The 14,796-nt window shown below is 65.8% G+C and carries 11 protein-coding genes; 8 read left to right on the top strand and 3 right to left on the bottom strand.

Annotation, left to right across the window (positions count from 1 at the left end; translation table 11 throughout):
• The first annotated feature begins 5 nt into the window (after positions 1–5).
• Together xylA and KRR38_RS03190 are read left to right on the top strand one after the other, a co-directional pair.
• Positions 6–1,319, top strand: a complete 1,314-nt coding sequence (xylA, locus tag KRR38_RS03195) for a xylose isomerase (RefSeq protein ID WP_217398561.1) — start codon at positions 6–8, stop codon at positions 1,317–1,319.
• Entirely contained in the window at positions 1,319–1,972 is a 654-nt protein-coding gene (locus KRR38_RS03190) for a hypothetical protein (RefSeq protein WP_217398559.1), read from the top strand. The genes xylA and KRR38_RS03190 overlap by 1 nt, the downstream gene beginning before the upstream one ends.
• A 10-nt stretch (positions 1,973–1,982) precedes the next feature.
• On the opposite strand, the gene KRR38_RS03185 is transcribed toward KRR38_RS03190, so the two are convergent.
• The 3 genes from KRR38_RS03185 to KRR38_RS03175 are packed head-to-tail and all read right to left on the bottom strand — an operon-like array spanning position 1,983 to position 8,627.
• Positions 1,983–5,399 (bottom strand): glycosyl hydrolase, encoded by a 3,417-nt coding sequence (locus KRR38_RS03185; protein WP_217398557.1) that lies wholly within the window; start codon positions 5,397–5,399, stop codon positions 1,983–1,985.
• Positions 5,400–5,426: 27 nt separating this feature from the next.
• Positions 5,427–6,719 (bottom strand): TIM barrel protein, encoded by a 1,293-nt coding sequence (locus KRR38_RS03180; protein ID WP_217398555.1) that lies wholly within the window; start codon positions 6,717–6,719, stop codon positions 5,427–5,429.
• A gap of 24 nt (positions 6,720–6,743) precedes the next feature.
• The gene (locus KRR38_RS03175) at positions 6,744–8,627 is read right to left on the bottom strand and encodes a bifunctional rhamnulose-1-phosphate aldolase/short-chain dehydrogenase (protein WP_309140965.1); all 1,884 of its coding nucleotides are present in this window, start codon (positions 8,625–8,627) and stop codon (positions 6,744–6,746) included.
• Between the two features lie 313 nt (positions 8,628–8,940).
• Here KRR38_RS03175 and KRR38_RS03170 point away from each other — a divergent pair, with 313 nt between their 5' ends.
• From KRR38_RS03170 to KRR38_RS03145, 6 genes are all read left to right on the top strand, one after another.
• The gene (locus tag KRR38_RS03170) at positions 8,941–10,332 is read left to right on the top strand and encodes an FGGY-family carbohydrate kinase (RefSeq protein ID WP_217398553.1); all 1,392 of its coding nucleotides are present in this window, start codon (positions 8,941–8,943) and stop codon (positions 10,330–10,332) included.
• Positions 10,333–10,406: 74 nt separating this feature from the next.
• Positions 10,407–11,177 (top strand): DeoR/GlpR family DNA-binding transcription regulator, encoded by a 771-nt coding sequence (locus tag KRR38_RS03165; protein WP_217398546.1) that lies wholly within the window; start codon positions 10,407–10,409, stop codon positions 11,175–11,177.
• 121 nt (positions 11,178–11,298) lie between these two features.
• Positions 11,299–11,661 (top strand): c-type cytochrome, encoded by a 363-nt coding sequence (locus tag KRR38_RS03160; protein WP_309140964.1) that lies wholly within the window; start codon positions 11,299–11,301, stop codon positions 11,659–11,661.
• Between the two features lie 19 nt (positions 11,662–11,680).
• Positions 11,681–12,580 (top strand): ThuA domain-containing protein, encoded by a 900-nt coding sequence (locus KRR38_RS03155; protein WP_217398542.1) that lies wholly within the window; start codon positions 11,681–11,683, stop codon positions 12,578–12,580.
• Positions 12,577–13,716 (top strand): Gfo/Idh/MocA family protein, encoded by a 1,140-nt coding sequence (locus KRR38_RS03150; RefSeq protein WP_217398540.1) that lies wholly within the window; start codon positions 12,577–12,579, stop codon positions 13,714–13,716. Before KRR38_RS03155 ends, KRR38_RS03150 begins: the two co-directional genes overlap by 4 nt.
• Before the next feature lie 13 nt (positions 13,717–13,729).
• Positions 13,730–14,776: a sugar phosphate isomerase/epimerase gene (locus KRR38_RS03145; RefSeq protein ID WP_217398538.1), complete on the top strand. Its 1,047-nt coding sequence runs from the start codon at positions 13,730–13,732 to the stop codon at positions 14,774–14,776.
• Positions 14,777–14,796 lie beyond the last annotated feature (20 nt).

Below are 14,796 nucleotides of genomic sequence, written 5' to 3'. Positions count from 1 at the left end.
AATCGATGTCCGCCGACTACTTCGCCCCGTTCGACACCATTCGCTTCGAGGGGCCGGACAGCCAGAACCACCTGGCCTATCGCTGGTATGACAAGGATCGGCTCGTTCTCGGCAAGCGTATGGAAGATCACCTGCGCTTTGCCGTATGCTTCTGGCATACCTTCTGCTGGCCGGGCAGCGACGTGTTCGGCGCTGGCACATTCTACCGGCCCTGGCACGCCGGGCCCAACGATGCGGAGCGGGCGCGCGCCAAGCGTGAGGCCGCTCTAGCCTTCGTCGAGAAGCTGGACGTGCCGTTCTACTGCTTCCACGATGTCGACGTCATGGCCGACGCTGGAGACGCCACCGCATTCCGCGCAAGCTTCGCGGAAGCCGTCGACCATCTGGAAGAACTGCAGGAGCGGCACGACCGCAAGCTGCTCTGGGGAACCGCCAATCTGTTCAGCCATCCGCGCTACATGGCGGGCGCTGCGACAAATCCGGACCCGGAAGTCTATGCCTGGGCCGCGATGCAGGTGCGCGATTGCCTCGACGCGACGCATCGGCTGGGCGGCTCCAACTATGTGCTCTGGGGCGGCCGCGAGGGCTACGACACGATCCTCAATACCGAGATCGGCATCGAGCAGGAGAACTTCGGCCGGTTCCTCAGCCTCGTGGTCGATCACAAGCACCGCATCGGCTTCAAAGGCACGATCCTGATCGAGCCCAAGCCGCACGAGCCGACCAAGCACCAATACGATTTCGATACCCAGACCGTCTTCGGTTTCCTGCGCCGCTTCGGGCTGGAGAACGAGGTCAAGGTAAACATCGAGGCCAACCACGCGACGCTTTCGGGCCATACCTTCGAGCATGAGATTGCCATGGCCCGGGCGCTCGGCATTTTCGGCTCGATCGACGCCAACCGCGGCGATCCGCAGAACGGCTGGGATACCGACCAATTCCCCAACTCGGTCGAGGAACTGACGCTGGCCATGCTGGAAGTGCTCCGCGCCGGTGGCCTCACCACGGGGGGCTTCAACTTCGATGCCAAGGTGCGGCGCCAGTCGATCGACGCGGCGGATCTGTTCCACGGCCACATCGGCGGGATCGACACGATCGCGCGGGCACTGCTACGCGCCGCCGCGATCGTCGAGGACGGCCAGCTCGATCGGTTCCGCGCCGAGCGCTATTCCGGCTGGCAAGGCGAGTTCGGCCACGCGATCCACGCACCGGATGCGACGCTGGCCTCGGTCGCCGACATCGCCATCCACAGCAACCGCGGGCCGGAGCCGCGCTCGGGCCGCCAGGAATGGCTCGAGAACCTCGTGGCCCGGTTCTGATGCTGCGGCTCGCGGCCGGCGACTATGCGCTGACGCTCGCCCCCGAGCGCGGCGGCGCGGTGCTGGCTTTCGATTGGCGCGGCGAGCCGCTGATGCGGCCGGTCTGCGGTCCGGACATCCTCGACGCGCCCCAGCGCCCGCTTGTTCCGTTCTCGCTCGGGGTGGGCGAAGATGCACCCGCAGCCCGCCGAAGCCGGGTCTGGTTGGGGGCCGATCCTTTGCCGGTTCTAGAGTGGCTCGGCGAATGGTCGGTCGTCACCTCCACGCCCAGTGCGGCGACATTGCTCGACAGCCGTTGCGCCACCGAGGAGGGTGCACCCTTCGTCGCCAGCCAGACCTTCATCCTCGACCGACATGGGCTGATCGTCACCGTCAGTCTCGTCAATCTCGGCGCGGATGCCATGCCGGCCGCGCTAGGCGTTCAGGCGCTATCGGCCGGCGGCCGGCGTGCTGCGGTACCCTGCAACCGCCCGCTCGAAATGCGCTGGCGCGAGCACGCGCTGACGCTGGTGCTCGAACCGTCGGACAACCTCGCGATCACCGGCCTCACCGCGCCAGGCGAAGACATCCGCTGCTGCGCCCAGCCCGCCATGCTCGCGCCGGGTGGCATCGCGTCGGCCAGCCTAAGGCTGCGCACGATCGCACAGCCCTAGGGCCCCTCCCTTACTTTTGCTGGCCGAGCAGCGTCACCGGCCCGATCAAGCCCGAGCGGCGCAGCGGCGCGTTTGCCTTATAGGTCGGCAGCGCGGTCCAGGTGATCTTGCTGGTCACACCGGGCTGAGCATCACCGATCAGACGGTTGACCCAGAGGTTGGCGACCCGAACCTGCAGCGCGTTCCTGCCCGGCTTCGCCGCCGCGCCGATATCGACGCGATAGGGCGCGTGCCAGGCAGAGCCGGCGAGCTTGCCGTTGACCGAAACCTCGGCGACTTCCTTTGCCTCACCCAGATCGATCCACAACGGATCGCCGCGCTTCCAGCCCTTGGGCGTGACGAAGTCCTTCGAGTAGGTCGCGATGCCGGAGAAGTACTTGATCCCCGGATCGGCACTCTCGTCGAGCGGCGCGAGTTGGGCGAAAGTCGCCTTCGCCGGCGCACCGCGGTTGGCCTGGAAAACGACCTGCCAGGGTCCGTCGACCTTGCCGATCTCAGAAGGCACCAGCTTCTTGAACATCAACGACGGCGCGACGGCGGCTTTGCGGAAGACGACATGGACGGATTCGTCGGCCAGCAGGGTCAGCGGCACGACGGTCTCGCCGCCTTCGGTACGATAGCTGACCGGCTCGGACAGGCCGGTCTCGGCGTGCCACAGTTCGGGCGCCTTGCCGGTGACGCGGAAGCGGGCCTCGATCGTCTCGGTGCGGTTCTGCTGGTTGACCAGGAAATAGCTGTCCCCATCGACCAGCTTGCGGTGGACGAAGGGAATCTTGCTGTCGGCCTGGCCACTATCGAAGCGGAAATCGGGCGCGACGCCGATTTTGCCCAACGCCGCTTCGATGTCGCAGGAAGCGATCACCCGGCCTTTGCCGACCTGGGTTTCCTCGCCGCCGGCCCAGAGCCTGGCGGTCAGCGCCGCATATTCGGCACGATTGCCCGAAAGCCCCGGATCGCCTTCGGGCTTCATGCCCACGACGATCGCGCCGCCTTCGACCAGGGCCGCCAGCTTGCGCAAAGTTCCCAAGGTCATCTTGCGCGACGATCCGCCGAGATAGAGCGTGCGATAGCGGGCACCGCCCGGAGCGACCAGGTCCGAACCATCGTTCGCCAGGACGCCGGTCAGCGCATCGGCGTTTACGAAGTCATAGGCGTAAGCCTTGGGCGCATCGGCCACGGCCTTGTCGCCATAGAGCCCGGTCAGCGGCGCCTCTTCGCCATAGAAATAGCCGACGTCGGCCACGTTGCGCCCCTGCTGCAACATCAGCGAATTGCGCGCCATGTAATCGACCCACGGCTTCGCCAACTCGGCCCAGGTCTCGTGCCGGTTGAAATACTGGCCGAAGATGAACAGCGAGAGGCCAGGCAGCTTGTCGTCGACCGGCTGATGGACCGAGGTGTGGACCACCGGACGGTTGACGCCCTGGACGAATTCCAGGTCGATCACCCGTTTGAGATCGCCCGGCCCATAGTTCCACGGGTTCATCGACGCGGTCATGGATTCCGCTGCGACGAGATTCTGGCCGTAGATATGCGCTACCGATGCCGCGCCCTTGATATCCGCGAGATAAGTCAGCTTGGGCCCCTGCTCGCGCGAATGGGTCCACATCGCCGCCATCGGCACATCGGCATGGCTGCGCATCGCCATGTCGTCGCCGAGCGAAGGCCGATGGTCCTCCAACGCCTCGCCATAGACCTTGAGGCCGTTCTCGTGCGCGACCTTGGCGACAGTGCCGTAGTGCTCGCTGGCCATCAGGTCGGCCAGCGTGCGGCGGTAATCATAGAGAAACTCGTCGCTTTGCACGCGCGAGCCGATGACCTTGCCGGTCAGCGCCGGCAGCCACGGCGTCGGGTCGTAGCCGCGCAGCCGCTTGAACTGCGCGACCATCTGCGGCGTCCAGTTCGCCGCGCCGACTTCTATGCTGTCGGTCAGGATCGCACGGACGCCCTTGTCGCCGACCATGTCCGGTCCGGCGGCATCCTTGTACATGCCGATGTAGTGCTCGAGATAGCGGCGCACTGCGGCGCCGTCGAACTTGTCGACCTCGAGCCCGGTGGCTTCGGCCGGTGCCGGGTGGTTGGTCGTGCCGAGCAGCGAATAGCCGAGGCGCAGCACGCGCCAATTGCCCTTCGGCGGCGTCCAATCCAGCGTGCCGTCGGACTTGAGCCGCGAAGTCAGGTCGATCACCGCCGCCGGCGCGACCCCGGCGGAATCGGGCGCCGACGTTGCCAGCCCGTAGTAATCCTGCGCCAGTTCGAAGCCGGCCTTGGTCTCGTAGCGGTCGATCCGCGGCGTATCGAACAGGCGGAAGTCGTTGACCTGCAACGGCTGTAAACCGGTTCCCGCAAAACCCGCACGAATATCCATCGCAATACCCGGCGCGGGTTGACCGAGATTGATTCCGCCCGATTTCACCGGCGCGAAGGCGATGCGGAATTGCCGTGCCGTGACCGGCGCGAAAGCGAAGGTGCTGGGCACCAGGCCCAACGGGATATCCGAGACCGTCCGCCAGGCCTTCCCATCGTCGCTCGCTTCGAGCCGCGCGGTGTAGAGCGCGCCGAAGAACATCACCGCTGCGCCCTTGACGAAGACGCTGGCGGCCTGGACGGTTCGCGGCTTGGCGTATTCGAGGACGATCGACGGGGCAGGACCGTCCTTCTGCTGCGTCAGGGTCACGCCAGCGGCAATGTCGGCGTCGGCCAGCAAACTTGCGTCGAGCTGCTTGCCGGCGCCGTCGTGTACCGTCGGCACCGGTGCCGGTTTGCCGCTGATCGGATAGGCCAGCACGGCGACATCGGCGTAGTGGGTCGCGTCGGGCACCTTGCGCTCGATGCCTTGCATCATCTCGCCAGCGCCGCCTTGTTTGGGCAGCGACTGGAACGGCCCGGTCACCGTGGGCGGGGGCGACAGCGTGCCCACGAAGCGTTTTCCGCCGACCACTTCGGTCTCGCTCCAGACCAGCTTCTTGAGCCCGTCCTCGGGCTTGACCCAGGGCCCGCCGGTTTCAGACCAGCCCGGCGAGGCGGCGATTGCCAGTTCCAGGCCGAGCCGGTCGGCCTCGCTCGCGGTGAAGCGGAAGGCGTCCTTCCAGGCAGGCGTCATATAGACCAGCCGATCCTTGACGATCTGCTGCGTCATCAGGTTGGCGTCGAAGTTCTGCAGCCCGCCGATTCCGATGCGCTTCATCCAGGCCATGTCCTTGGCGATGCCGTCCTTGGTGATGTTCCCGTTCATCCAGTGCCACCAGACGCGCGGGCGGGCACTGTTAGGCGGATCGCGGAACTGGTCTTCGAGGGAGGGAGTGGATGCGCGGGCGGTAGCAGCCGCCGGCGCAGCTTCCTGGGCCGAGACCGTGACCACGTCCAGACCGAGGCCGCTCAAGGCAGTGGCGCAGGCCAGGCCGGCGCGCAGGTTCCTCACAATCATCCTCATCCCCTTTTTCCGAAATTCTGCTCAGACGATCCCGGCGCCCAGCCCCACGGGCTTGCGCTTCTGCGCCTTGCGTTCGCGCCAGCGGCTCTCGCGGTAGGTGCCGAGCACGTCGATCGCGCCGCCCGCTTCGAGGCGCGCCTTGGCCAGGATCGGGCCGACGTCGATCGTGTAGGCCCGGCGCAGCGCCTGGAACGCCATCATCGTGTCGTTGGCGTCCTGCGCCGCATGCAGCGCCTCACGATCGACCAGCAGCGCCTTGGCGAAGCTCCCTGCGATCGCCTCGGCCGAGGACAGCATGGACTCGATCGGATCGGTCACATTGTGCGACTGGTCGATCATATAGGCCGGATCGAAATTGTCGCGCGGATGCTGCTCCGCCTCGACCAATTCGTTAAATACCAGGAACAGCTGGTGCGGGTTGATCGAGCCAGAATCGAGATCGTCGTCGCCGTACTTGCTGTCATTGAAATGGAAGCCGCCGAGCTTGCCGAAGCGATGCAGCCGGGCGACGATCTGCTCGATGTTGGTATTTGGCGCGTGGTGCCCTAGATCGACGAGGCACTTGGCCTTGGGCCCCAGTTCCTGGGCAGAGAGGATCGAGCTGCCCCAGTCCGAGATCACCGAGGAATAGAACGCCGGCTCGAACATCTTGTGCTCGAGGAGCATGCGCCAACCATCTGGAAGCGCGGCATAAACCTGGGCAGCCGCTTCGAGATAACGGTCGAGCGAGCGGGTGAAATCCTGCTGGCCGGGAAAATTGGTGCCGTCGCCGACCCAGACGGTGAGATCCCGCGCACCGAGCTCTACGCCGATCTCGATGCACTCGATGTTATGCTCGACCGCCTGCTGGCGCGTCGCCTCGACGGTCGAGGAGAGCGAGCCGGTGGCATAGGTCTGCACCTGGCCCGGCTGATCCTGGAAGGTATTCGAATTGACCACGTCAAAACCCAAACCCAGGCTCGCAGCTTCATCTCGCAAAGCCTTATAATCGCTAACCTTGTCCCAGGGGAAATGCGGGCTCACGCGCGGCGTAATACGGCTGAGCTGGTTGATGACCGCACAGTCCTCCAGCTTCTCGTGAATATTCGTAGGCTCACCTGCGATCGGGAACTTGGAGAAGCGCGTACCGCCCCGCCCGGCGCCCCACGTCGGCACCGCGACCGAGAAACCGGCAACGCGGTCCCTGATCGCGTCGATGGCAACGCTGCTGCGCGCCAGCTTGCGGCCCAGCGCCGCATAGTCTTCTTCCAGCGCCTCGATCTCGCGCGCGTTGGCTTCGGCGATCAGCTCGTCGGAGAGCGGCAGGTTCGTCATTCTCTCTTTTCCTCTCCCGCGGGCCTAGCGGGTAAATGCCTGGGCGTTCCCGGCGTCGACGTTTATCATGTTGCCGGTGGACTTCGCCGACATGTCGCTCGCGAGGAAATAGACGGCCTCGGCGATGTCCTCGGGCAGCACGTCGCGCTTCAGCATCGAGCGGTTGCGATAATGCGCTTCCAGTTCGTCGCCCGGATCGATGCCGTGAGCGCCAGCGCGCTCCTGGCGCCAATCGCCGTCCCAGATCTTCGAACCGCGGATCACCGCGTCCGGATTGACCACGTTGACGCGAATGCCCTCGGGCGCGCCTTCGAGCGCCAGGCAGCGCGCAAGGTGGTTCGCTGCCGCCTTGGCCGAGGCATAGGCGCTCGCATTGGTCGCCGCGGCCACGCCGTTCTTCGAGCCGATGAAGACCACCGCGCTGCCGCCCTGCTCTTTCATCCGCTTGAGCAGCGGCCAGGCGGCGCGGCTGGTGAGGAAGTAGCCTTCGGCCAGCACGCTGTAGTTGCGGTTCCAGAGGTCGACCGTGGTTTCCTCGATCGGCGCGGAGGAGGCGACGCCGGCGTTGGCGACCAGAATGTCGAGCCCGCCAAATTCGCGCGCGCAGGCGTCGAAGGCGGCCTGAACCTGGGCCTCGTCGGTCACGTCGCAAACGGCAGCGCGGACGACATCCTTGCCGAAACGCTTGGCGAAAGCGGCGCGGATATCTTCCAACGCTGCAGCATCATGGTCGGCCAGCATGACGCAGGCGCCATCCGCCAGCAGCCGCGCGGCGGAGGCCGCACCGATGCCACCCGCGCCGCCGGTTACCAGTGCGATGCGCCCGACCATCGGCTTGGGCGCCGGCACGCGCTGGAGCTTGGCTTCCTCGAGCAGCCAGTACTCGATGTCGAAAGCTTCCTGCTCGTCGAGGCCGATATAGCCACCAATCGCTTCGGCCCCACGCATCACATTGATCGCATTGCCATAGAATTCGCCCGCGAGCCGTGCGGTGGTCTTGTCGGTGGCGAAAGTGATCCGGCCGAGGCCCGGCACCAGCACGACCACGGGGTTCGCATCGCGCATCGCCGGGGAATTGGGCCTTTTGCAGCGCTCGTAGTAGGCAGCATACATCACCCGATATTCCGCCAGCTTTGCTGCCAGATAGCCGTCGTCCCGCAACTTCGCCGGATCGAGCGTCAGCGGGGCGATCTTGGTGCGCAGGAAATGGTCGGGGCATGAGGTGCCGACCGCCGCCAGATGCTCGAAGTCGCGTGAATTGACGAATTCAAGCGTTTCCGAATCATCGGAAAAATGGCCGACCTTACGCCGTGTCCCGGTCATCAGACCGCGAAGGCGCGGCATAAGGTCGGCAGCCACGGCAGCGCGATCCTGAGAGGGAGATTTCAGGACCGCTCCACCGAATGCCGGCTTCCCGGCAAGCTTGCGATTCAGGAAATTAGCCGCATCGGCGATCAGGCCGATCGTATGCTCGTAGCAGGTCTTCGCGCTGTCACCCCAGCAGATGATCCCGTGGCCGGCCAGCATGACGCCCTCGAGGCCGGGATTGGCCCTGACATAGTCGCGAAGCTGGATGCCCAGCGTATAACCCGGCCGCTTCCACGGCAGCCAGCCGATCCGCCCGCCCCAGATATCGCGCGTCGCCGTCTCGCCGCCTGCACTCGCGGCCAGCGCGATGATCGCATCGGGGTGAACGTGGTCGAGATGGGCGAAAGGCAGCAGCGCATGCAGCGGCGTATCGATCGAGGCTGCGCGCGCGTTGAGATTGAAGGTACAGTGAGGCAGGAAACCGACCATCTTGTCGTCATCCTCGGGGCCTGCGTAGTGCGCTTCCAGAGAGAGCAGCCTGGACTGGTAGAGCGTGGCGAAGCCATCGAGCCGATGTCGCCGCCCGAACCTTTGACCCACAGGACTTCGACCGCCTCGCCGGTGAGCGGATCGATTTCGCCCAGCTTGGCCGAAGTGTTGCCGCCACCGAAATTGGTGACGGTCAGATCCGAACCCAGCAGGTTCGAACGATAGAGCAGCAGTTCGGCGGGCGAGAGGCCGGCAGCGACAGTGTCGTCCCAGCGGTTAGCGGGAACGGCGAAGGGAGTGGCGGATTCGGCGGACAGCGACGTCGGAGCGTTCATGCCTGGCGTGTTAGCGATTCCAACTTGCGCGATCAATCGTATTCGATAACAAACAATCATAAACGCGCATATCACGAGGAAAACAGGGCTTGAGCGAGGCGTTCGCCATCGTCGTCGACATCGGCAAGACCATGAGCAAGGTCACGCTCTGGTCGTGCGAAGGCGCGATGCTCGACCGTCAGGTGCACCCGAACGCGGTAGTGGAGAGCAATGGCCTACGCCGGCTCGACGTATCGGGTATCGGCGAGTGGCTGATCGAAGCGCTGATGGCGTATGGCGGCAAGCCGATCGAATATGTGATCCCAGTCGTTCATGGGGCCGGTGTCGCGGGCATCATCGACGATGGCCTGGCCTTCCCGCCGCTCGACTACGAGCAGGTCATTCCCGGCGAGGTTCTGGCAGCCTATCGGCGCGAACGCGATCCGTTTCCCGTCACCGGCTCGCCCGCGCTGCCCGATGGACTGAACTTCGGCGCACAGCTCTATTGGCTAGAACGGCTCGATCCGCGGATGGACCGGGCGACACTACTGCCCTGGGCTCAATATTGGAGCTGGTTCTTCTCGGGCGAGGCCGTCAGCGAGGTGACAAGCCTCGGCTGTCACAGCGACCTGTGGAGCCCAACCAAAGGCCGGCTCTCGCCCATGGCGGAGCGGCTAGGCTGGGCGCAGCGTTTCGCGCCGTTGCGGCCGGCCGGAGAGGTCGTCGGCACGCTCAGGCCAAAGTTGGCTGCTCGCACCGGTCTTCCCGCGAGCGTGAAAGTCCTAGCCGGCCTGCACGATTCCAACGCCGCGCTGCTGGCGGCGGGGGGCTTTACCGAGATCGCGGACAACGAGACGACAGTCCTCTCGACCGGCACCTGGTTCATCGCGATGCGGCTGCCTGGCGAGCCCGTCGACCTGGCGAACCTGCCCGAAGCGCGCGATTGCCTGGTCAACGTCGATATCCATGGCCGCCCCGTCCCCTCGGCCCGGTTCATGGGCGGGCGCGAGATCGAAACCCTGATCGAGCTCGACACCCGGCGGATCGACATCAAGCCCGATCAGCCGGCCTTGCTCGCCGCAGCGCCGCAAGCGATCGAAGCCGGCGTCATGGTCCTGCCTACGCTGGCACCCGGCTTCGGCCCATTCCCGCAAGGCGAGACCTGCTGGATCGGCGAACCGCAGAACGACTTCGCCCGCCGCGCCGCCGCATCGCTTTACGCGGCGCTGGTTACCGACGCGTCGCTCGACCTGATCGGCTCGCGCGAGCGACTGCTCGTCGAAGGCCGCTTCGCTGAAGCCGAAGTCTTCGTCCGCGCGCTGGCGGCGCTGCGGCCCGGAACCCTGGTCTATACCGCCAACGCGCACAACGACGTCTCGTTCGGCGCGTTGCGGCTCGTCAATCCCGCACTGCGACCACAGGGAGAGCTACGGCTATTCGAGCCACTTCCCGGTGACCTTGCCGCCTATCGCGCGCGCTGGCGCGCAGCAATCGGAGGCTAGCACGGAATGGATTTCTCCACACTTCCCGGCCATAGGCGAAAGTGGATGGCAATCGCTCGCCCGGGGATCGCATGATGCACGCAGAACAACGCGAACGACTGATCCTCGATGCCATCGAAGCGAGCGGCTTCATCACCTATCGCGACCTCGAAGCGCGCCTCGAGGCCTCACCTGCAACGATCCGCCGCGACCTGACGCGACTGGAGAAAGCGGGCGCCATCGTCCGCGTCCACGGCGGTGCCAAGCCTGCAGCCGACAGCAAGGCCGGCCGCCTCGTCGGCACGCCGTTCGAGCAGTCGATCACGCAGAACCTCGCGCGCAAGCAGGCGATCGGTCGCGCCGCCGCTGCGTTGTGCACGCCCGGCGAAGCGGTGATGATCGACGGCGGCACGACGACGCTGCAGATGTGCCCGCATCTCGACGGACTCGACCTCCAGGTCCTGACCAATTCGCTGCACATCATCGAGGCGCTGCTGCCCCAGCTTGGCACGCGGCTGCTGGTGCCTTCGGGCGTGATCTTCCGCGAGCAGAACATCATCCTCGCCCCGCACGGCGAGGAATCCATGCCGCGCTTCCATGCGCCCAAGCTGTTCATGGGCGCCGCCGCTGTCGCGGCGCAGGGCGTGATGCAGCAGGACGTTATCCTCGTCGCCGCCGAGCGCCGCCTGATCGATCGTGCCGAGCAACTGATCCTGCTGGTCGACAGTTCGAAGTTTCGCTCGACGTCAGGCGCGATCGTCTGTGAGCTCGGCGAGGTCGACGTACTGGTAACCGACAGCGGTATTTCGCCGGACATGGCCGACATGGTGCGAAAGACGGGCGTAGAGCTGATCATCGCGGTCTAGGCGCCGCAAAATTGGTCTGACCGCTCTTGCACTTCAAAGTCGTTCGAGTAAAACGAACGCGATCGTTCGATAAAAGCACCGCAAGTCAAGCGGATCGCTGCGAATCGCTTTGAGGATGCCTGTGAAACTCCATCGTCTTTTGCCGATTGCCGTGCTGACGCTTGTCGCGGCGCCATCGTTCGCGGCGGACAAGCCCGACGGCGCCGTTCTCTATCGCCAGCGCTGTGCCTCGTGCCACGGCGCGCCCGATCGTCCGTCGACGCTCGCCCCAAACCTGACCGGCGTGGTCGGACGCAAGGCGGCGTCGACGGCGTTCAACTACTCCACCGCGCTCAAGGCATCTGGCCTGACCTGGAACCGCGCCAATCTCGACCGCTTCATGACGGCGCCGGCACGAATGGTGCCGGGCACGAAGATGGTCATCAGCGTGACCGACCCGGCGCAGCGGGCTGCAGTGCTCGACTATCTCGCCAGCCGGCGCTGACGGGCCGAGGGAGAGCTCCGTGGCACGAAAGATCATCAAGTGGATCCTCTGGGCGCTGCTGGCCCTGCTGGTCCTGTTCGGCATCCAGCTCGCGCGGAACTGGGACACGATCCGGCGCACGATGCTGGGCGGCCTCCACGTCTACGAGACGACGCCCCCTGCCCTGCCTGCGGACATCAAGCGGCCGGCGATCCTGGTCTTCTCCAAGACCAACGGCTTCCGCCATGAGGAAGCGATCCCCGCGGCCAATGGGCTGTTCGCACAGATGGCCAAGGACAACGGCTGGGGCTATTTCCAGACCGAAAATGGCGCGGCTTTCGATCCCGCAATCCTCTCGCGCTTCGACGCCGTGGTGTTCAACAACGTCAGCGGCGACGTCTTCACACCGCATCAGCGCCAAGCGCTGAAGAGCTACATCGAGAACGGCGGCGGCTTCGTCGGCATTCATGGCGCGGGCGGGGACTTCTCCTACGACTGGCGCTGGTACGTCGACGATCTGATAGGCGCGCAGTTCAAGGGTCACCCGTTGGGTCCGCAGTTCCAGCAGGCGACGGTCCGTGTCGAGGATAAGGCGCATCCGGCCATGCAGGGCCTGCCCGAGAGCTGGCAGCGCGTCGACGAATGGTATTCGTTCGACAAGGCGCCGCGACGCCCCGGCTATCACGTCCTGCTGACGCTCGATGAGCGGACTTTCGCCAACCACAAGATGATGGGCAAGGACCTGACGATGGGCGCCGACCACCCGATCGCCTGGTGGCACTGCGTGGGCAAGGGCCGCGTGCTCTACTCGGCGATGGGACACCAGGCCGCGGCCTACGCCGAGCCCGAATACCGCGCGATGCTGCGGGGCGCGATCGACTGGGCGCTGCACGGCAAGGACTGCGCCGCGCCTGTCACCGGACAGGAGCAGCCACGATGAAACCCATTCGCTATGGCATGATCGGCGGCGGCCGGGGCGCCTTCATAGGCGGCGTCCATCGCACCGCAGCGGCGATCGCGGGCAACTGGCAACTCGTGGCGGGCGCGCTATCGTCGACCCCTGAGAAGGCAAGGGCCTCGGGCGCGGAGATCGGCCTGCCCGAAGATCGCACCTACGGCTCCTGGGCCGAGATGCTGGAGCGCGAGAGCGCCCTCCCCGCCGAGCAGCGGATCGAGGCGGTCTCGATCGTCACTCCCAACCACATGCACGCGCCGCCCGCGATCGCAGCGATGGAAGCGGGCTTCGACGTGATCATCGACAAGCCGCTGGCGGACTCGCTGGACCAGGCCAGGGCCATCGCCGACGCCGCCGCGCGTACCGGCCGGAAGATCGCCGTCACCCACACCTACACCGGCTATCCGCTGGTCAAGCTCGCGCGCAAGCTGGTGGCTGGCCGCGAGTTCGGCGGGGTGCGGCGCGTCATGGTCCAATATACGCAGGACTGGCTCTCGCGCGCCACCGATCTCGAAGACAACAAGCAGGCCGAATGGCGCGTCGATCCAGCGCGGTCGGGCGATGCCGGGGCTTTCGGCGACATCGGCACCCATGCTGCGAACCTCGTCGAATTCATCACCGGCGAGCGCATTGCCGCGCTTTGCGCCGAGCTCAACATGCTGCCCGGGCGCCGCATCGATGACGACGGGGCCGCGCTGTTCCGCCTGGCGGGCGGCGGCAAGGGCACGCTGACAGCGAGCCAGGTCTGCGTCGGCGACATGAACGATCTCGCCATCGCGGTCTATTGCGAAGAGGCCGGGCTGCACTGGCGCCAGGAACAGCCCAACACCCTGACGATCAAGCGCCGAGACCGTCCCGACGAGGTCTATCACGCCGGTGCCAACCGCGCCTATCTACCCGGCGACATCGTCGCGATCCAGCGCACGCCGGGCGGTCATCCCGAAGGCTACCTTGAGGCCTTCGCCAACATCTACCGCGCCTTTGGCGAGCAACTCCGCGGTGCTCCGGCGCCAGCGGGCGAGCCCGGCTACGCCACGATGGCAGATGCCCTGGCCGGCATGAACTTCCTGCGCGCCGCGCTCCAGTCCAGCCGCGACGGTGCTGCCTGGATCGACCTCTGAAAGGGATGCAACGATGAAGGGTCCCGCCATCTTCCTCGCCCAGTTCGCCGGTGACGAGGCGCCGTTCAACTCGCTCGACGCGATCACAAAATGGGCCGGTTCGCTCGGCTACAAGGGCGTGCAGATTCCCACCTGGGATGGGCGCCTGTTCGACCTCGAGAAGGCGGCCGAGAGCCAGGACTACGTCGATGAGATCAAGGGCATCTGCGCGCAGAACGGCGTCGAGGTGACCGAGCTGTCGACCCATCTCCAGGGCCAACTTGTCGCCAGCCACCCGGCTTACGACACACTGTTCGACGGCTTCGCGCCGCCGCAGGTTCAGGGCAACGTCGCCGCGCGGACCGACTGGGCGGTCGAGCAGCTGAACCTCGCCGCCAGAGCCAGCCGGCGTTTCGGCTGCACGAGCCACGCCACCTTCTCGGGGGCGCTGATGTGGCACATGGTCTACCCGTGGCCGCAGCGCCCCGCCGGTCTGGTCGAGGAAGGCTTCGCCGAACTCGGTCGCCGCTGGAAGCCGATCCTGGACCGGTTCGACGAGAACGGCGTCGACGCCTGCTACGAGCTGCACCCGGGCGAGGACCTGCACGACGGCGTGACGTTCGAGCGCTTCCTCGACGCGGTCGACCAGCATCCGCGCGCGAACATCCTCTACGATCCGTCGCACTTCGTGCTGCAGCAGCTCGACTACCTGGCCTTCATCGACATCTACCACGAACGGATCAAGGCCTTCCACGTCAAAGACGCCGAGTTCCGCCCCAACGGACGCGCCGGGGTCTACGGCTCTTATTCGAGCTGGGTCGATCGGCCGGGCCGCTTCCGCTCGCTGGGCGACGGCCAGATCGATTTCGGCGCGATCTTCTCCAAGTTGACGCAGTACGGCTACCCCGGCTGGGCCGTGCTCGAATGGGAGTGTGCGCTCAAGCACCCCGAGCAGGGCGCCGCCGAGGGTGCGCCGTTCATTGCCCGCCACATGATCCGCAAGGCCGACAAGGCCTTTGACGACTTCGCCGGAACGGGCGCGGACAAGGCACTGATTCACAAGGTTCTGGGCATCGACTGAACCGGGATCGAAGGGGAGGG

It is taken from the genome of Novosphingobium sp. G106 (assembly GCF_019075875.1).
GTDB lineage: Bacteria > Pseudomonadota > Alphaproteobacteria > Sphingomonadales > Sphingomonadaceae > Novosphingobium.
The sequence above is the reverse complement of the archived record's forward strand: the minus strand, read 5'-3'. Positions and strand labels throughout refer to the sequence as shown.